This is a genomic window from Chryseobacterium soli, from assembly GCF_000737705.1.
GTDB lineage: Bacteria > Bacteroidota > Bacteroidia > Flavobacteriales > Weeksellaceae > Chryseobacterium > Chryseobacterium soli.
In genome coordinates, this window is sequence record NZ_JPRH01000004.1 from 79,547 (window position 1) to 97,191 (window position 17,645).

18 protein-coding genes are annotated in these 17,645 nt (G+C 37.0%); 14 read left to right on the top strand and 4 right to left on the bottom strand.

The features are described 5' to 3' along the window. The 3 genes from IW15_RS10625 to IW15_RS10635 are packed head-to-tail and all read left to right on the top strand — an operon-like array spanning position 1 to position 4,917. Entirely contained in the window at positions 1–1,479 is a 1,479-nt protein-coding gene (locus IW15_RS10625; RefSeq protein WP_051881941.1) for a tellurite resistance TerB C-terminal domain-containing protein, read from the top strand. After that, the gene (locus IW15_RS10630; protein WP_034711252.1) at positions 1,472–2,788 is read left to right on the top strand and encodes an ATP-binding protein; all 1,317 of its coding nucleotides are present in this window, start codon (positions 1,472–1,474) and stop codon (positions 2,786–2,788) included. The genes IW15_RS10625 and IW15_RS10630 overlap by 8 nt, the downstream gene beginning before the upstream one ends. Next, positions 2,785–4,917 carry a DEAD/DEAH box helicase gene (locus IW15_RS10635; protein WP_034711253.1) on the top strand — a complete coding sequence of 711 codons (2,133 nt, stop codon included), beginning with the start codon at positions 2,785–2,787 and terminating at the stop codon, positions 4,915–4,917. The genes IW15_RS10630 and IW15_RS10635 overlap by 4 nt, the downstream gene beginning before the upstream one ends. On the opposite strand, the gene IW15_RS10640 is transcribed toward IW15_RS10635, so the two are convergent. Then, positions 4,914–5,372: a PPC domain-containing DNA-binding protein gene (locus IW15_RS10640; RefSeq protein WP_034711254.1), complete on the bottom strand. Its 459-nt coding sequence runs from the start codon at positions 5,370–5,372 to the stop codon at positions 4,914–4,916. The genes IW15_RS10635 and IW15_RS10640 overlap by 4 nt on opposite strands. A gap of 725 nt (positions 5,373–6,097) precedes the next feature. Between IW15_RS10640 and IW15_RS10645 the strand changes: the two genes are divergently transcribed. Beyond that, on the top strand, positions 6,098–6,439 hold the full coding sequence (locus tag IW15_RS10645; RefSeq protein ID WP_051881943.1) for a helix-turn-helix transcriptional regulator: 342 nt from the start codon (positions 6,098–6,100) through the stop codon (positions 6,437–6,439). A gap of 17 nt (positions 6,440–6,456) precedes the next feature. Here the strand turns inward: IW15_RS10645 and IW15_RS10650 are convergent, their stop codons facing one another. Together IW15_RS10650 and IW15_RS10655 are read right to left on the bottom strand one after the other, a co-directional pair. Then, complete coding sequence (locus tag IW15_RS10650) at positions 6,457–7,188, bottom strand: MBL fold metallo-hydrolase (RefSeq protein ID WP_034711255.1); 732 nt, start codon at positions 7,186–7,188, stop codon at positions 6,457–6,459. Positions 7,189–7,266: 78 nt separating this feature from the next. Further along, complete coding sequence (locus IW15_RS10655) at positions 7,267–8,019, bottom strand: NUDIX hydrolase (protein WP_034711256.1); 753 nt, start codon at positions 8,017–8,019, stop codon at positions 7,267–7,269. Positions 8,020–8,194: 175 nt separating this feature from the next. Here IW15_RS10655 and IW15_RS10660 point away from each other — a divergent pair, with 175 nt between their 5' ends. After that, positions 8,195–9,385 (top strand): MFS transporter, encoded by a 1,191-nt coding sequence (locus tag IW15_RS10660; protein ID WP_034711257.1) that lies wholly within the window; start codon positions 8,195–8,197, stop codon positions 9,383–9,385. 23 nt (positions 9,386–9,408) lie between these two features. On the opposite strand, the gene IW15_RS10665 is transcribed toward IW15_RS10660, so the two are convergent. Next, positions 9,409–9,783: a winged helix-turn-helix transcriptional regulator gene (locus tag IW15_RS10665; RefSeq protein WP_034711258.1), complete on the bottom strand. Its 375-nt coding sequence runs from the start codon at positions 9,781–9,783 to the stop codon at positions 9,409–9,411. A 168-nt stretch (positions 9,784–9,951) separates the two neighbouring features. Here IW15_RS10665 and IW15_RS10675 point away from each other — a divergent pair, with 168 nt between their 5' ends. The 9 genes from IW15_RS10675 to IW15_RS10715 all read left to right on the top strand — a co-directional run bounded on the left by IW15_RS10675 (position 9,952) and on the right by IW15_RS10715 (position 17,391). Then, positions 9,952–10,878, top strand: a complete 927-nt coding sequence (locus IW15_RS10675; RefSeq protein WP_034711260.1) for an alpha/beta hydrolase — start codon at positions 9,952–9,954, stop codon at positions 10,876–10,878. A 2-nt stretch (positions 10,879–10,880) separates the two neighbouring features. Continuing rightward, positions 10,881–12,047, top strand: coding sequence for an MFS transporter (locus tag IW15_RS10680; protein ID WP_034711261.1), 1,167 nt, complete (start codon positions 10,881–10,883; stop codon positions 12,045–12,047). A gap of 87 nt (positions 12,048–12,134) precedes the next feature. Further along, positions 12,135–12,833, top strand: coding sequence for a DsbA family oxidoreductase (locus tag IW15_RS10685; protein ID WP_034711262.1), 699 nt, complete (start codon positions 12,135–12,137; stop codon positions 12,831–12,833). A gap of 12 nt (positions 12,834–12,845) precedes the next feature. Continuing rightward, the gene (locus IW15_RS10690; protein ID WP_034711263.1) at positions 12,846–13,427 is read left to right on the top strand and encodes a 5'-methylthioadenosine/S-adenosylhomocysteine nucleosidase family protein; all 582 of its coding nucleotides are present in this window, start codon (positions 12,846–12,848) and stop codon (positions 13,425–13,427) included. A gap of 76 nt (positions 13,428–13,503) precedes the next feature. Continuing rightward, complete coding sequence (locus tag IW15_RS10695; RefSeq protein ID WP_034711264.1) at positions 13,504–14,298, top strand: helix-turn-helix domain-containing protein; 795 nt, start codon at positions 13,504–13,506, stop codon at positions 14,296–14,298. A 70-nt stretch (positions 14,299–14,368) separates the two neighbouring features. Beyond that, positions 14,369–15,379 (top strand): S41 family peptidase, encoded by a 1,011-nt coding sequence (locus tag IW15_RS10700; protein WP_034711265.1) that lies wholly within the window; start codon positions 14,369–14,371, stop codon positions 15,377–15,379. Between the two features lie 9 nt (positions 15,380–15,388). Next, positions 15,389–15,910, top strand: coding sequence for a GNAT family N-acetyltransferase (locus IW15_RS10705; protein WP_034711839.1), 522 nt, complete (start codon positions 15,389–15,391; stop codon positions 15,908–15,910). Between the two features lie 12 nt (positions 15,911–15,922). Continuing rightward, on the top strand, positions 15,923–16,489 hold the full coding sequence (locus tag IW15_RS10710) for a Crp/Fnr family transcriptional regulator (RefSeq protein WP_034711266.1): 567 nt from the start codon (positions 15,923–15,925) through the stop codon (positions 16,487–16,489). 92 nt (positions 16,490–16,581) lie between these two features. After that, positions 16,582–17,391: an alpha/beta hydrolase gene (locus tag IW15_RS10715; protein WP_034711267.1), complete on the top strand. Its 810-nt coding sequence runs from the start codon at positions 16,582–16,584 to the stop codon at positions 17,389–17,391. The last annotated feature ends 254 nt before the right edge of the window (positions 17,392–17,645 follow it).

Here is a 17,645-nt window from a genome sequence, read left to right on the forward strand (position 1 = left end):
ATGCCCAATAATACTCCCTTTTTTGCCAATGAGGACGACTTCATTATTGATGTTTCGGGAAATGCATCTATTCCCATTCATTTTGGTGAGAATAGTTCAGTACCGGTTCCTGCTGACAGTATAACTGCGAGCCAGACTCATGATCCTGATTCCTGGAAAATAGGAAAAAAATATACCAGAAAACTTAATTTAACGGATGAACAGGCAGCTCTGCTAGATAAATTATCATTTGCCGGGAATGTTTTCAACGAGATCGAATATTGCAGAATCCAGATCTTAAAGCAGTTTTTAAGAGTGGTTGAATATTTATATACCGAATGTATTCCTGTCAATAAATCATATCCGACTGTGATTGATGAGCTTTCAGAGATCATTGTCTGCCTTAAATATAATTACAGAAAAGAAAGCCTGAATTATACTTATACCTTCCAGTCTGTACAGGCAGAAATTTTTAATCATATTCTCAAATTGTGCGAAAATAATGTCAGAGAAGTATATGGTATCAAACGAAAAATAAATACAGACTTTGCTTATAATCATCCTGATATCCTGCACCAGTACAACAGGAAAATCGTTTCCAGACTTGAAGTTTTCTTACCGGAAAATCAACACTGGATCCTGGATGCAGATGCCAGAACGAATATTATCCTGAATGAAAACAATACCAGCCGATGGAAAATTAAATTTGATATCCTCAAAGAAGATTATTCCAATCCGCTGGCTTTTGAAAGAGAAATATTTCGTCTTGCAGATGTTAATGTTAAAAATCTTTCCGTAGATGCTTTATTTTTTGAAGCTTCAAAATTCATGGCAGATCATGATAAAATTTGTTCTCTACGGCTGTATCTTCATTATTTGGATAAGGATCTTCAGTCTCCGAAATTTGATAATAAACCACTGGCAAAAAACATTCAGAAAAGTTTATTTGCCACCCAGGAACAGCTGCATGATTTTGAGCGGATTTTAAGCAGTTTTATTGCAGACCGAAAGCTTGAAACTGCTATTGAAATGGTCAGCCGTCTGTATGAGCCGAAGAGAAAGAAAATTGTGATCAACCGCGAAGCCATTGAAAATGTTCAGCGGCAACATTCCGGAACGGTGGAATTATTAGGACAGTATCTTAATGATTCTGAAGATGAAATTCCATCTGTAAAAACAGAAGAAGCCGTCAACACAAACGAATTAACCATAAATATAACCCAACACAATCCTGAACCTCAGGAATCAAAATATCTGGATGACCTAAACTTAACAGCTATTCAAAAGGAGATTCTGGATCTTTTTGAGAAGCAGAGTTTCAGTTTTCCTCAAAGTGAATTTGAAATATTTATTAAAGCTAAAAACCTGTTTATGAGATCCACCATCGATTCTATTAACGACAGCTGTTTCGAAATACTGGACGATATTCTGATCGAGGAAGAGGATGAATACTTTACCATCAACACAGATTATTATAAAAAACTATTAAACAATGATTGACAATATTAAGCCCAAAGAGGCCACTTCAATTATCAATTCTCTGGTGGGCGGAGTCGTACCCAAAATCGGAGTACAACATATTACCGTAGGAAGATCTGAAGAAATTGCTGCTTTTATAAGCGCTTTGGAGGACGTGAAGAACGGACACAGCATGGCAAAATTCTGGATCGGAGATTTCGGAAGCGGAAAGTCTTTTATGCTTCATCTTCTGAACACGGTTGCCCTAAAACAAAAATTCGTAGTTGCAAATGCAGATTTTACACCTGACAACCGTCTGTATTCAAATGATGGAAAGAGCGTTATTCTGTATGCAGCGATTATGGACAATATTGCAATCCAAACCAAGCCTGAAGGCGGTGCCTTACAGACGTTACTGGAAAAATGGATCGAGCAGGTGATTACCAAAACAGCTGAAGAAAATTACATTTCATTGGCGGAGATCCGAAATGAACAGTACTTCGGATTGATTCAGAATGCTATCATGAAAACCATTAACGAAATCACGGAAGTAGGTGGTTTTGATTTTGGGTATGTCATTGTAAAATACTATGAAGGTTACATTAAAAATGATGAATTGCTGCGCAGAAATGCCTTAAAATGGCTGAAAGGAGAATATAAAACTAAAACCGAAGCAAGGCAGGATCTGGGAGTTCGGGAAATTGTTAATGATTCGAATTATTATGATATGCTTAAAAATTTCTGCAAGCTTTTTGTAAGCATGGGATACAGCGGTTTTATGATTAATTTGGATGAAGCAATTAACCTGTACAAGATTTCAACAGCTGCAGCGCGGGAGAAAAATTATGAAAAAATATTATCCATCTATAACGACTGTTTCCAGGGGAAAGTATCTAATTTATTCATCAATTTTGCTGGAACAAAGGAGTTTTTAGAAAATGAAAGGAGAGGGCTGTTCAGCTATCAGGCTTTAAAATCAAGACTGGAAACGAATAAATTTGAAACCCTTGAAGTAAGGGATTTTGCACAGCCTGTCATTACACTGGCTCCGATGGATCATAACGAGATTTTTGTATTATTAAAAAAATTAAAGTTGATTTTCGATTTCAATTATAAAACAGAACTCAATATTACTGATGAAGAGATTTCTGCTTTTATGGAAGAAATGTTCAATAAACCCGGGGCATACGAATTTCTGACGCCAAGAGAAGTAATCCGTGATTTTCTCAATATATTAAACATCATCAGACAAAATCCTGAAGTAGATAAAAGAAGGCTATTCGGAGAAATTGAAATCTCTGACGAAAGACCCAGCGATCTTATCTTATTAGACAGTATTGAAGAATTATGACAGCCTATGATATGCTTTCCGAGCCTATCCGGAAATACATCCGCGATAAAAAGTGGGAGAGTTTACGGCCTATCCAGGAGGCTGCGATCCAAAAGATAATGACTACGGACACTCATTATGTCCTGATATCCAGAACAGCTTCAGGGAAAACTGAAGCTGCTTTTCTCCCTATTCTTTCCAAAGTTAATTTTAAAGAACAGGGCGTTAAAGTGCTGTATATTTCTCCTCTTATTGCTTTGATTAACGACCAATTTACAAGGGTAGAGCAGCTTTGCGCTTATCTGGATGTTCCCGTCACAAAATGGCATGGCGAAGCTTCCAAAGGGCAAAAAGACCGGCTAATCAAAGATCCGGCTGGAATTATGCTGATTACGCCTGAATCCATCGAGGCTATGTTTGTCAATAAGCCGTATAACGTCAGGCATTTATTTTCCAATCTGGAATATGTGGTCATTGATGAGATCCATTCTTTTTTAGGTTCTGACCGTGGCGTACACCTGCAGTCTTTACTGAACCGCTTGCAGAAGATTAATCATAAAAAATTCAGTATTGTAGGGCTTTCGGCAACCGTAAGCGATGCCAACCAGTATATGGAACTGAAAGATTTTTTAGGAACCTCAGAGAATACCAGGATCATCAGAGATAATACTCCAAAACCGATTAATGCTGTATTTAAATATTTTCCAGGCACTGTTGAGGAGCTTCCGCTGGATCTTCTTAAAGACCTGTATGTAAGGACAAGAGAAAGTAAAGTTCTGATTTTTCCGAATGCGAGAGGTCGGGTAGAAGAAGTGGCTGTAAAGCTGAAACAGATCTCAGACAAAGTGGGCGGACATAAAAACTATTTTGCCCATCATTCTTCGGTAGATAAAGAAGTCCGTGAATATGTGGAATTTTTCGCTAAAAACAGCACGCTTCAAAACTTTGCTATTTCCTGTACCTCTACACTGGAATTAGGAATTGATATAGGCAATGTAGATGAAGTGGTACAGATTGATGCGACACACAGCATTGCTTCTTTAATACAGCGTGTGGGACGAAGCGGAAGACGTGAAGACAAAGCAAGCAACCTGTTTTTATATGCTACCAACGGATGGAGCCTTATTCAGTCTCTGGCGTGCTGGCTTTTGTACAAAGAGCAGTATATTGAGCCGATATCAGTGAATAAAAAACCTTATGACGTATTGGTTCACCAGATACTTTCTATCGTTAAAAGTAGGTCAGGAATCACATTACGCCAGCTGTTGGAAGAGTTTGCCGGCAATGCTGCTTTTAAGGATATTGCTGCAACAGAAACGGAAGAAATTATCGAGCATCTCAAGGAAATAGATTTTCTTGAAAAGCTCGGAAATGAATATATTATTGGTATTGAGGGCGAAAAATTGGTGAATACTAAAGATTTTTACAGCCTTTTCAGTACTCCCACATTTTTTAAGGTAGGCAGCCAGGGTGTAAAGATTGGAGAATTGCCATTATCACCACAGATCAGGGAAAATGAAAATATTTATTTGTCAGCAAGGACATGGAAGATTATTGATGTCGATTATCAGACCAAAAAAATAGAAGTAATCCCTGCAAAAGATGGAAAGAAACCCACATTTTTAGGAGATGGCACGGATACGGCTCATCAAATAAGACAAAAGATGCTGGAGGTTCTTGTTTCAAAAGAAGAATTTGATTTTTTAGATACAACCGGACAGGAAATCGTGAATATGCTTAGAAAAGAGTTTTCCATATTTGATATTAATCATCCTGAGACGGACAGACCTTTGCTTGTAAGCAATGAAAAACTGACTTTTTATTCTTTTACCAGTTCAAAGATCAACCGAACATTAAGCTTTATTATGAATGTATTAGGAGTTGATCATCAGCTCGATAAAGATATTTTATTTGAAATCGAATATTCTCAATCGGACTTTGTATCGACCATGAAAAATATCGATTGGGAAGCGATGAATCTGGATAAAGTGATGACGGATATGGCAGAAGATATTCCGAAAATGCTGGATTTCTCAAAATGGGGAATCTACTTACCGCTACACTACCAGGCTGAGCTATTGAAATCCAGGTATTTTGATTTTGAGGGATGCCGTGATTATCTTCAGCGTCTTCGTTGTATAGAAAATTAATTTAAGCTGTTTAAATGAAAAGAAGTAAGTCCCTTTTTATTTTTAGAAATCACCAATTGATTTTCCATAGGATGTAAGATGAATTCAGCTTTTCCGCGGACTTTCCCATCCATAAGAAGCCCGTCCAATACGGTATGCTCGCTGAGCCTGAGAACAACATGTAAATGCAGCATCGGTTTTCCTTCGTTTTCTGAAATATTTCCGGAAATGTCGGAAGCGTCTGATGTTGCATTAATTTTCCCCTCAATATATTTTTTTCCAAATGGACTTAAAAACCGAAGCAAAACTTGGTTGATAACGCCCACTCCTGAAATTTTTCCTGCTTTTATTTTTTGAGTCTGCACAAAATCTTTCAGCGCAGCGATAATGGAAGCCCCATCATTAATACTGATAATATACGTGTTTTCTATTTTTCTGGCCATCCAGCGACTTCCATATAAAAATTGATATTTCATGTTATTAGTTTATGCGATTTAATAAAAATTATTACATTTTGTATCCTTACTATCTTTTCTTTTCATACTCTTAATCGTCCGTATTACCTTTCTACATTGATATCTATAAGAGCGACTCGTGATTGGAATCTGAAAAGAATAGCGCGTTGTATCGTTGTGAGATTTACAATTTCTGTTCCAATAAAAATAGTAGATCTTCAAAGATGAAGTGATGATTTTTTTACAAATTTTCTAATCCATAAAGAAAGAATAATTTTCATCAATCTGATTGAAATAAGGTACCACGAACATACCACAAAGTTGTCTTATGTAGCTTTTAAATAATGAATAAATGGCGATAATTTTTAAAAGTATTGATTGTAATCATAAAAATGGAAGATCAATTCTTCTACTTTTGTTATTAAATAAAAAAATAATGATTGTAAAGCTTTATTGAAGGGCCAACAAAGACTCCATCGTGGTATCTATGTGGTATTATAATTCAATAAAATTTTAATCATTTTTTCTTTCTTTGCTGAATCTAAAAAATGATAGGTACAAATTTCTTTGCAGACCGTAAAATGCAATGGGGGAGATTATGGCGGGCTTTAATAGGGCATTATTCATTTCGGCATCCATGCCAGAAACAATAAAGAATAATAAAGTATCGTGCGAAAAGTACAATTTACACTGATGCAGATAAGTATAGAAAAAGTGAAAGAAATCAGCAGAGATGAGAACATATTATGAAAAACCAAGAACCTGAATTCAATATAAAAGACGTAAGCCAAAAACTTTTTTTCCAGGACGAAATTATGACACTGGCAAAAGGAAATTCTCCTTATCTATTGAATAAATCCAGATTAGTATATCCAGCTTTTTTTAACAAAATCTATATGATCCAGCCCAATTTAAAAAATTCTGAACTGATTTTTTGCATCTATCTGAAACTCAACCTTACGACTAAGGAAATTGCAACATATACTTTTGTGACGCCAAAAGCCATACAAAACCGTAAAAACCGACTTAGAAAAAAACTCAGTATTCCTTCTGACGTTGATATTTATAAGTGGTTTAATAATCTGTAAGCCGATTTACTATAATATTAGAACTCAATGACAGCTTTATCCAGATCATGATAAAGCAACACTTTCCAGTGGTTTTCAACAGCTTCTTTTTCCCAGACCCGTCTTAATTCCTTAGCTTTTCGGCCATTAAAATCACTTTTATAGGCCAGATGATATTGGAGATAAGACTCCTGCGGAAGATCATCCGCACCGTAAAATGCAGTCTCTTCATCCTCTGTGATCCAGAAAACCTGCATAAAAGGAGTGTGTCCGCCTACTACCTGATAAGAAATTTCATCGGATATCTTCCCTTGATCTTCATGCATCCAGACAATATTCGGAAGCTGGGTCAGCCTGTTAAGTGTTTCAAAATCGAATGAAGGATTGTCCCTGTTTTCCATTGCAAAATCAAATTCACGTTTTTGAACATATATGGTTGCATTGGGAAAAGCAGCCTCAAAACCATTTTCCTTATTTTTTATAATTCCTTGAATGTGGTCTTTATGAAGATGAGAAAGCAGCAGTTTAGTGATCTGGTCAGGTTTTACATTTTCTTTTTTCAGAAGGTCTGAGAGTACGGTTTTTCCCTCGGGTGTTTTCCATCCAAGACCGGTATCCAGAAGAATATAATCATTTTTCGTAATGATAAGAAAAGGCTGAACAGACATTCTTATCCCTGTCGCAGTCGGTAAACTGTCTTCCGTTAAAAGACTAAAATCTTTCGTTTTGTTTGCTGAGAAATTGCCTTCCTTAAGTGGGATGATTTTCATGAGACAAATTTCTTCAATATTTCTAAATCTGTAAAACCTTTTTTTTCGATCTCATCTATCGGTAAAAACGATGATTGACTACCAGGAATTCAATCCGTTTTTCAAAGCCCGGGCATATTTTTCTTCATCAAAAGAATACAGATCCGGAGATTTGTGGGCACCGCCGCGTCTTTGTTCCTCAAGCTTATTAAGAATACCCAGATTTTTAATTTTCCGGTAAAAATTTCCGCGGTTGAGCTCTTTTCCTAAAATAGCTTCATACAGTTTCTGAAGCTCGGAAAGAGTAAATTTTTCCGGAAGAAGGTTATAGCCGATTGGTTTTATAGAGATCTTTTCGCGCAAAGTAAGCAGCGCTTTTTCAATAATTTCCCGGTGATCCATAGCCAGTTCGATTTCAGATAACTTGCTCAGATAGATCCATTCGCAGCTTTCACTAAACTCATCAGGAACCAGATTGAATCTCGAAGGATTGTACAGCGCATAATATCCTATGGAAATGAACCGCTGCTTGTGAAAAAGAGTTTCATCAAAATCTTCAAAATAATGTTCACTCCGGTTTCTTTTCCCGAACACACCAAATTCGTCAAGATATACATCCGCTGTTATTCCTGCTCTGTCCTTAAGAATTCTTACCACAGCTTCATCGAGATCTTCGTTTTTTCCAACATATCCGCCGGGAAGAAGCCAAAGTTTTCTGTAATTTGTCTTAATCAGAAGGACTTTAAGTTCATTCTGATCAAAGCCAAAAATGACCGGGTCGGCAGAAAGGTGGGGCAGGAAAATTTTCTTTGCTTCCATTGATCTTTTTACGATCTGTTCTTTAGAATCCATAGTTATTGTTTGAGAATAGGTGATAGTACAAATTTAATGATAAATGTCCGGAATTGCTTTACTATAAAGTATTTTCAATCGACTGTATTAATAAGATCATTCATTATTAACAATTTGAAATCGTCAATATTCAGTAATTCTATTCTTATCTTTGCGCTCAAATTTTAATATAACTATGCAGACGAGCTCTACGAACGGTATTTCAAGAACGGTAATTTGGCTGATGGCAATTATTTCAGGACTTGTAGTAGCCAACAATTATTACAATCAGCCATTACTGGCCCTTATTTCCAATGATTTGAAAGTTTCTGAAAGTGCAGCCAGTAAAATTTCTGTTCTTACCCAGGTTGGATATGCTGTTGGATTATTAATGATTGTTCCGTTGGGAGATAAATTCTTTCGTAAAAGACTCATTCTGATTGATCTTTTTTTAGTGTTCGGTTCATTATTATGGATGACGTTCGCTACTCAATTATGGATGCTGTATGCAGCCAGTTTATTGATTGGTGCAACGTCTGTCATACCTCAGTTATTTATACCAATTGCGGCAGAACTCTCCTCTGATAAAGAAAAATCTTCCAATATCGGAGTCGTAATGTCAGGGTTGTTATTGGGAATTCTTTTATCCCGGTTTATAGGTGGAATTGTAGGAGATGTCTGGGGTTGGAGAGCCATGTTTGGGATTGCCGCAGGACTCATGATCCTGGTCTGGCTGGCAGTGTATAAAATGCTTCCAGAAATGCAGCCTAATTTCAAAGGCAGTTATAAAGAATTGATGCGCTCTGTGGCTCATTTAGCAAGAACACAGCCTATTTTACAGCTGGCATCTTTTCGCGGAGCTATGGCTTTTGGATCGATGTGTGCCTTGTTTACAACGTTAGTCTTTCATATGGAAAAACCTCCGTTCAATGCAGGGGCTTCTGTTGTCGGAAGTTTCGGATTGGCAGGTGCTGTAGGTGCCTTAGCGGCGGCTAAAGTAGGAAAGCTTCAGAAATATTTAGATATCAATAGAATCATTGTATATGCATTGCTGATCGTTTTAATAAGCTGGGGATTCACCTATTTTGCAGGAGAAACTTACTGGGGGCTGATTGTAGGTGTGATCCTGGTTGATCTGGGAGTACAGTCAAGTCATATCATGAACCAGACCAATTATTTCTTAATAAAAACCAATGCAGTGAACAGATTGAACACCGTGTATATGGTTTGCTATTTTATCGGCGGTTCTCTGGGAACCTGGCTGGCTTCTGTTGCCTGGCATTATGCCCAGTGGGACGGTGTTTGCCTCGTGGGGGCAAGTTTTGGTTTGTTAGCATTAATCGCTCATGTGCTGTTTAGCAGAAGGGTTAATGCATCTCAATCTTAGCATGACAACAAATTATATATTTTTTAATTTTCATGGTTATTTCCATGAAGCAATTCTTTGTGCTTATTTCCCCATTTTTCCAGTTCTTCCCATATGGGGATCAGCTCTCTGGCAATATCAGTGAGCTCATAATCTACTCTTGGTGGTACTTGTGCATGTACCGTTCTTTTTACAAGTGCCTCTTTTTCCAGCTCTCTCAGTTGTAGGGTAAGCATTCGTTCGGTGATGCCACAGATACGGTCGCGGACTTCACTGAAGCGTAATTTCCCATCTTTAAGTCTGTTCAAAATCAGGAGTTTCCATCTTCCGCCGATTCTGCATACTGCATAGGAGAGGTCACATTCCTGGATGTACTTTTTATTGATGTTATTCGTCGAATTTTCCTTTATTTTCCCCATAGCTTACAAATTTGTTAGTACCATACAATTCGCTGTATACAGTGCAAATGTAAGGTTTGAAATTTAATTTTGTACTCAGAAACTGAAAATAGTCAGCAGTTCGGGGAATCATAGCGCTTACATTCCTTTTAATTGAGAATATTATATAACATAAAAAATAAAAAAATAATGCAATTAACATCACCTATCAATAAAATCATCAATCATTTAGAAAAAATACAATCATTCAATGCACAGGACCCGTTAGATGATACCCGGAAATATCTGGAAACCATGACGCTTCAGCTTAGTGAAAAGAAGGAACCGGTTGCAATGATAGAAGAGCTGAATGTTCCTCAGGAAAATCATCAGATTCCAATTCGTATCTATCGTCCGAAAGGAAAAAGGCCTGAAAATTCATCAGCCATTATTTATATTCACGGCGGATGGTTCATTGCCGGTAGTTTTGAAACCCATGATGCGGTGGTCCGGAAATTAGCTAATCAAACAGGATCGGTCATCATCTTTGTAGACTATCGACTGGCCCCGGAACATCCTTTTCCTGCAGGTCTGAATGACTGTATCGACATCGTCAAATGGGTTGCCGATCATGCTAAATCTTTGGGAATTGACAGAAATCAAGTCGGAATTATAGGCGACAGTGCAGGAGGAGCCCTTGCAACAAGTGTTTCAGCACAGGTAGGAGAACTGCTGAAATTTCAGGCACTCATCTATCCGGCTGCTGATAACCAGCTCAATACGAAATCGTGGGAAACCTATGAAACAGGTCCTGTCTTAAACAAGGAAGGCGGTATCCAGGCCTGGGAATGGTATCATCCGGAAGGGAAAAACAATCCGGATCCTTTAGCAGTACCTATTTTAATTAAAGATTTTAAAAATACCCCACCTACATTAGTTCTTATAGCAGAACATGATGCTTTAAAGGATGAAGGGGAAAAACTGGCACAGCATATGAAAAATGCAGGAGTTTCTGTGCAAACCAGTTTTTATAAAGATATGGTTCATGGTTTTATGCATATGGGAGCTATTCTGAATGAAACACAAGCCGCTATAGATGAAATTGCAGTCTTTGCCCATGAAAATTTAGAACAGTAAAAATGAAGAAATTTGCTTACATAGGATGTTTAGGGTTTATTGCCGTCATCACCACCGAATTCGGCGTGATTGGAATTCTGCCACAGCTTGCAGAACATTATCAGATCAGCATCGACAAAGCGGGATATCTGTTAAGTGCCTTTGCCTTAATTATTGCAATGACAGGACCTTTTATGACCTTACTTACTTCAGGTTTTGACCGTAAAAAGCTCATGTTGGCTGCCATTGCCATATTTCTTGTCACAGGAGTTGTCTCCTCATTCTCACCGCCTTTCTGGCTACTGATGCTGGTGAGGGTTTTACCTGCATTTTTACAGCCGGTTTATATTGCGACGGCCTTATCTGTTGCGATTTCCAAAGCAGATAAGAAACATGAAAATCAGCTTATGGGGATTGTATTCAGTGGAGTAGCGATTGCAATGGTAACGACCGTACCTTTTGCAACATGGGTGGCCAGTATGTATACTTTTGAATACTCATTCATCATCCAAACTATAGTAAGTATCATTGCATTGGCTGCAATTTACCTATCGCTTCCTTCTATGCCGGTAAAAGAAAAAAAATCATACGGAAGTCAACTGAAAATATTGACTCAGCCTGTTTTTATAACCAGCACAGCCATGAATTTTTTCATGATCACCGCTTGGTTTTCTACCTACAGCTATTTTGCAGACTATCTGAACAAAGCAAAAGGAATGGACGGTACTATGATCAGCTATATGCTTTTCCTGTTCGGAATTGTGGGTGTTTTTGCAAACTGGATTGCCGGAAAAATGCTGAGCAAAAGTATTCCTAAAACGACTGCTTTTTTTCTCTCCGGAACACTCATCATGCCTGTTTTACTGTATGTTTCAGGTGATCATTTAATCAGCAATATGATTTGTATTGTCATCTGGGGATTTATGTACTCTCCGAGTTTCCTGAATGCTTCCACTTATATGATTTCTTCAGTGCCGGGTTCCATGGAATTTGCCAATAGTCTGGCCACTTCTTTCGGAAATCTGGGTGTTACATTAGGTACGACTTTAGGCGGCTGGATGATTGTCTCTAAGGGAGTGGCGTATAATCCGTGGATCGGATTTGTTTTCGGCCTGCTGGCTTTCCTGATGATGATTGTGAGAACAGTTTTGGAAAGAAGAGAAAAAATAATGCTTCCCTGCCAGCAATAAATTGTAATAAATCTTGTTACAATGGATGATAAGCCTTAATTTTGATAAGATTAAAAAATCGATCAAGAATTAAAATTAAAAGAAAAAATGAAAGTAGAAATCTGGTCTGATGTGATGTGCCCTTTTTGCTATATCGGAAAACATAATTTTGAAAAAGCCCTTGAAAACCTACCCTTTAAAAATGAAGTGGAAGTAGAGTGGAAGAGCTTTCAGCTGGACCCAACCCTGAATCCTTCCGAAACAAAAACTACCGTAGAATATTTTAAGGAAAAAAAGGGAATTCCCGAAGCTCAGGCCAGCCAGATGGTAAGCCAGGTAGCGCAGATGGGACAAATGGCAGAAATTGATTTTAATTTTGAAAAAGCATTAATTACCAATACATTCCCGGCCCACAGACTGATTCACTTAGCCAAAAAACATAATCTTTCTTCAGAAGTAGAAGAAGCATTGTTTGAAGCTCATTTCATTGACGGTGAAAATGTGGGATCTATTGATCTTTTGGTTTCTATTGCAGAAAAACTGGGAATTGATAAGGAAGAAGCACAGAAAGTCTTAAATTCTGATACGTTCGATCAAGAGGTTAATCAGGATATTGCTGATGCCCAAAACAACGGGATTACAGGCGTTCCTTTCTTTGTTCTGAACGGTAAATATGCAGTTTCCGGGGCACAACCTGTGGAAACTTTTGTAAATGCCTTACAGCAGACATACAATGAAACGGTAAGTCCATTTAAAGATCTTTCTGACGGCGGCACTTCATGTGATGCCGATGGATGCAGTATTTAATCTATTGTATTGATGATAAAGATTAACGACGAACTTCAGTACCTCGTTTCAGATACTCTTTTTGTGTTTGCATTAGATTCAGAAGCAGGAAAAGTTTTTGATGATAAAAATAAACTCGTTACCGGTATTGGAAAAGTAAATGCCGCTATCGAACTGACGAAAGAAATTCATCTCAGAAGACCTCAGTTAATTGTCAACCTGGGTTCTGCAGGCAGCCAAAGCTTTCAGAAAGGTGAGGTAGTATGCTGTACAAAATTTATCCAGCGGGACATGGATGTAAGAGGACTTGGATTCAGTTTGTATGAAACACCACTGTCCGGAATTCCTCCCGTTTTGGAATATGGCCACCAGATGCAGGGTTTACACGAAGGAATTTGTGGAAGTGGAGACAGTTTTGAAATGAACCATTCCGAAACAGAGTATACGATTGTAGATATGGAAGCCTATCCGCTGGCTTTAGTCGCAATGAAGGAAAATATTCCGTTTCTGTGCTTAAAATACATTTCAGATGATGCAGGAAGTGATGCAGCAGATGACTGGGCGGTACAGGTGCATTTAGCCTCTGAAGCTTTTAAGAAAATATTATTCTCATAATTCATCAACAAATCCTGAAGAAAAACTTCAGGATTTTATTTTCTATTTGTATTTTTACATTCCTTCGTCTCCTACTATGAAAATTACTTTTTACCAGCCGATTCATCCTATCCTTAAAAAATATATGGAAGGATATTATTTTATGGAAAAAGACGAAGCTCATGAACCTGTTCGATACCTCACATTTCCGGATAATTATTTTATTCTGTCGGCCTGTCAGGATGTAGTCATTACTCAGGATAAAGGCTGGCTGGAAATTCATCGCTCTTCTTCAGAAAATATAGTGATTGACTTTGTTTCCCGATGTTCTGTGCCTACCGAAATTTGTTATGCACAGTCTGTAAATGAAATTACCGTTTATTATAAACCATTAGGGATGTATCATTTTTTTGATGCAGACAGCGCTGATGATTTGCAGGAGGTAATCCATCTTTCAGATTTTAAAGAAATCATGAATGGTATTTTAAAGGAAACCGATAGAAAAAAACAGATTGAAATGCTGGAAAAATACTGGCTTTCAAAATTCCAGCAGAAAACATTGGCATTACCTTATACAATCCTTGAAGATTTTGAGTCTGAACTCAGTATTGAAGAAATTGCTTCCAAAAACAATATTACCCGGCAGTACCTCAATAAAATATCGAAACGATATTTAGGAAAACCTGCCTCTGAATTCAGGAAAATCCAACGATTCCGTAACGTACTGATTTCAAATAAGAAGTCCAGGAACCTCACAGAGCTTTCCTATGAACATCTTTTTTATGACCAGTCTCATCTTATTAAAGATTTTAGAGAGCTGACCAAAATAAGTCCCGGAAAGTTCTTTGAACATGTGGATACAGAACAGAATACGGTCTGGCTGTTTATTTAAGTTTCCATTTTTACAATGTTCGTGGTTTTCATTGAAATACTTTTGTCTAAACATTATAACCTAATTTCAAATGAAAAAATTGTTAGTTGGAGCTTTCCTTTTCCATTCCTTATTTTCTTATGCACAGAGAAATAATGATGCAGCTGTATTTTCTGATATCAAAGAAAAAGTGAAGGCTTATTATGTGGATCCTCAGGCCTATAAAAAAGTAGATTCTTTATTTCAGAGCGAATCTAAAAACGAGTCCTTTACTCAGTTGAATAAAAAAGATTTAGCAGCATTGCTCACGCAAAAACTGAGAACGGTAATTAAGGATAAACATTTTTTTGTGAAATATCTTGAAAACTATAACCATGAAAAGCCTATCAATAATAAAGAGCGTGAGAAATCAGATAATTTCCACAACAGCCTCGAAAATTTCGGTTTTGAACAGGTACAGCGTTTGGAAGGAAACATCGGATATATTAATTTTAAAGGGTTTGCAACCGTTGAATCCAGCAAAAAAATAGTAGCTGCCACGATGGATTTTGTGGCCAATACCAATTCTTTGATCATTGATCTTAGGGAAAACGGAGGTGGAGATAATGAGATGCTTCTTTTATTCTGCAGCTACTTTTTTGATCAAAAAACAGAATTGTATACTACCTATTTCAGGCATACCAATCAAACAGTACACAACACTACACAATCTGAAGTTGCAGGACAGAAATATCTTCATAAAAAAATCTATATTCTTACAAGCAAAAAAACTTTTTCTGCAGGTGAAGGGCTTGCCTACTTTTTGCAGCAGTATAAATTAGCTGAAATTATTGGAGAAAAAACAGGCGGTGCAGCGAATCCGGTAAAAGATTTCATTATTCAGAATCAATATTTATTGCTTGTTCCGGCAGGAAAAATAACAGCTTCTATCAGCCATAAAAATTGGAATCATACAGGAGTAATTCCCGATCAGGAAGTAAAAGCTGAAAATGCTTTGCAGACAGCACATGCCACAGCTTTAAAAAATATTTTACAGACAGACACAAAAACAGAATTAAGCATACCCGAAATAAAAAATCTTATTAATACATTAGAGCAATAAATGGAGCACATGTCATCAATAATCATTCAAACAGCAGGAATAAAAGACCTTGAAACCATCCAAAATATTGGCAGGCAGACTTTCTCTGAAACTTTTTCAGAAAATAATTCTGAGGAAGCCATGAAAAAATATCTGGAAGAAAGTTTCAGTACAGAAAAAGTGCAGTCAGAATTAAATAATCCTGATTCTCATTTCTTCATTGCCTGGGAAGAAGATAATCCGGTTGGCTATTTAAAAGTGAATTCCGGGAAGGCGCAGACGGAAATGCAGGATGAAACCAGTCTTGAAATTGAGCGTATCTACGTTAAAAAAAGCTATCACGGGAAAAAAGTAGGCCAGCTTCTATATGATCAGGCACTGGAAACAGCACGCAGCTTGCAAAAATCCTATCTTTGGCTCGGTGTTTGGGAACAAAACGAAAGAGCTTTGAACTTTTACAGAAAAAATGGATTTGTAGAGTTCGACAAACATATATTTGTACTGGGTGACGATGAACAGACCGATCTGATGATGAAAAAAATATTGGAATAAAATAAAACTATTGTGAAAGAATTTTTAGAACAGATTAATCAGTACTATCCGCTGTCAGATAAAACAGTGGCTGCGCTTATGGATATCTGTTCCATAGAAAGGTACGATAAGAATACACTGCTCTTGGAATCCGGGGCAATGGCGAGATCGTATTATTTCATCAAGTCCGGGCTGGTGGGCTATTACACTACAGATGAACAGGGAAATACTATTTATAAAATTTTCTTTGAGGAAAACAGTTTTGTGGCTTCAACTTCGGCTATTATTAAAGCAGAACCCAGCGATTTTAATATCGTAGCTTTAGAAGACTGCACCGTGATACAATATCCGGCTAAAGCGTATAGAGATTTGCTTCATCAATACCATGATCTGGCGTTGTTTCATATGCATTATTTAGAGAAAAACTGGGTCGTCAAAAAAGAACCCCTTGAAATATCTTTAAAATATGAAACGGCAAAACAGCGTTATCTGTTGTTACTTGAAAATACATCATTATATAACCGGCTGAAACAGCATCACATCGCTTCCTATTTAGGAATTACCCCCACCCAGCTGAGCCGCATAAAAAAAGAAATATAGTTACAAAAGCTTCAACATATGTTGAGGTTTTTGTATTTTATCTGAGGTAAGTTTGTACCAGCAAATTCAATTAATCATTAAACAGTTATCATATGAAAAAGGTAATGACCATCGTATTGGTGTCAGCAAGCTTTGCCCAGACTTTTGCTCAAAAAATAATCCATCAGGAAGTTTTCAGTGCAAAAATGAACAAAAAGATCAAAACAGTAATTATTACTCCCGATCTTAAACCCAATGTTACGTATCCGTCAGTATACATTCTTCACGGATACAGCGGAAATCCGGACAGAACCATTAAGCAGGATATTCCTGATCTCGTAAAGAAAGCACAGGAGTACAAAACCATATACATTCTTCCGGACGGGAACTTTAATTCCTGGTATGTAGACAGTCCTGTAATTAAAGATTCCCAGTATCAGACTTTTATAGGAAAAGAGCTGGTAGATTTTATTGACAAAAACTATCCTACGAAAGCAGAAAAAAAATCCCGCGGAATCTTAGGATGGAGCATGGGAGGCTACGGAGCGACCAATATCGGTACCTCTTACAATAAAACATTTGGAATTGTAGGAAGTTCTTGTGGTGCTTTGGATGTAACCTCTTTCGGAGAAGCATATACCGGATATCAGGTGGATAAATTCCTGGGACCTATACAATCATTGTCTGCAGGGTTCATTACAGACAACAAAGTGAAAATCATGGCGGAGGCTAATCAGCATTATATTTTTGATTGTGGAACAGAAGATACTCAGATGATTGAGCAAAACAGAAAATTCCATAATAAGCTTACAAGTCTTAAGATTGAGCATTTATATATCGAATCATTAGGTGAACATAATCCCGCTTATTGGAGCCAGTCATTATCCAATCAGCTCACACTTTTTGAAAAATATTTCAGATGAAAATAACTTTATATAAAAAAAGTAAAATACATAATTACAATTAATTATATTTAGTATTTACATTTAAATATATATCATAAATCCTTTCTAAACATTACGTGTAGAAAGGATTTATTATTCATTTTTTCTTCAAATTTCAAACAACTCAAACAACTATCATTATAATAATACATAACTACTATTTAAGTTATTTTTATAATACATTAATTCGGCGGAAATTTGTAGCATCAAAATCATATTACAAAAATAGAAAC

Coding starts and splice junctions, on each gene's coding strand:
- IW15_RS10705 (WP_034711839.1), top strand. CDS start 15,389: ATGTCATCAATAATCATTCAAACAGCAGGAATAAAAGACCTTGAAACC.
- IW15_RS10690 (WP_034711263.1), top strand. CDS start 12,846: ATGATAAAGATTAACGACGAACTTCAGTACCTCGTTTCAGATACTCTT.
- IW15_RS10650 (WP_034711255.1), bottom strand. CDS start 7,188: ATGAAAATCATCCCACTTAAGGAAGGCAATTTCTCAGCAAACAAAACG.
- IW15_RS10645 (WP_051881943.1), top strand. CDS start 6,098: ATGAAAAACCAAGAACCTGAATTCAATATAAAAGACGTAAGCCAAAAA.
- IW15_RS10685 (WP_034711262.1), top strand. CDS start 12,135: ATGAAAGTAGAAATCTGGTCTGATGTGATGTGCCCTTTTTGCTATATC.
- IW15_RS10655 (WP_034711256.1), bottom strand. CDS start 8,019: ATGGATTCTAAAGAACAGATCGTAAAAAGATCAATGGAAGCAAAGAAA.
- IW15_RS10635 (WP_034711253.1), top strand. CDS start 2,785: ATGACAGCCTATGATATGCTTTCCGAGCCTATCCGGAAATACATCCGC.
- IW15_RS10715 (WP_034711267.1), top strand. CDS start 16,582: ATGAAAAAGGTAATGACCATCGTATTGGTGTCAGCAAGCTTTGCCCAG.
- IW15_RS10660 (WP_034711257.1), top strand. CDS start 8,195: ATGCAGACGAGCTCTACGAACGGTATTTCAAGAACGGTAATTTGGCTG.
- IW15_RS10640 (WP_034711254.1), bottom strand. CDS start 5,372: ATGAAATATCAATTTTTATATGGAAGTCGCTGGATGGCCAGAAAAATA.
- IW15_RS10625 (WP_051881941.1), top strand. CDS start 1: ATGCCCAATAATACTCCCTTTTTTGCCAATGAGGACGACTTCATTATT.
- IW15_RS10665 (WP_034711258.1), bottom strand. CDS start 9,783: ATGGGGAAAATAAAGGAAAATTCGACGAATAACATCAATAAAAAGTAC.
- IW15_RS10675 (WP_034711260.1), top strand. CDS start 9,952: ATGCAATTAACATCACCTATCAATAAAATCATCAATCATTTAGAAAAA.
- IW15_RS10700 (WP_034711265.1), top strand. CDS start 14,369: ATGAAAAAATTGTTAGTTGGAGCTTTCCTTTTCCATTCCTTATTTTCT.
- IW15_RS10680 (WP_034711261.1), top strand. CDS start 10,881: ATGAAGAAATTTGCTTACATAGGATGTTTAGGGTTTATTGCCGTCATC.
- IW15_RS10695 (WP_034711264.1), top strand. CDS start 13,504: ATGAAAATTACTTTTTACCAGCCGATTCATCCTATCCTTAAAAAATAT.
- IW15_RS10630 (WP_034711252.1), top strand. CDS start 1,472: ATGATTGACAATATTAAGCCCAAAGAGGCCACTTCAATTATCAATTCT.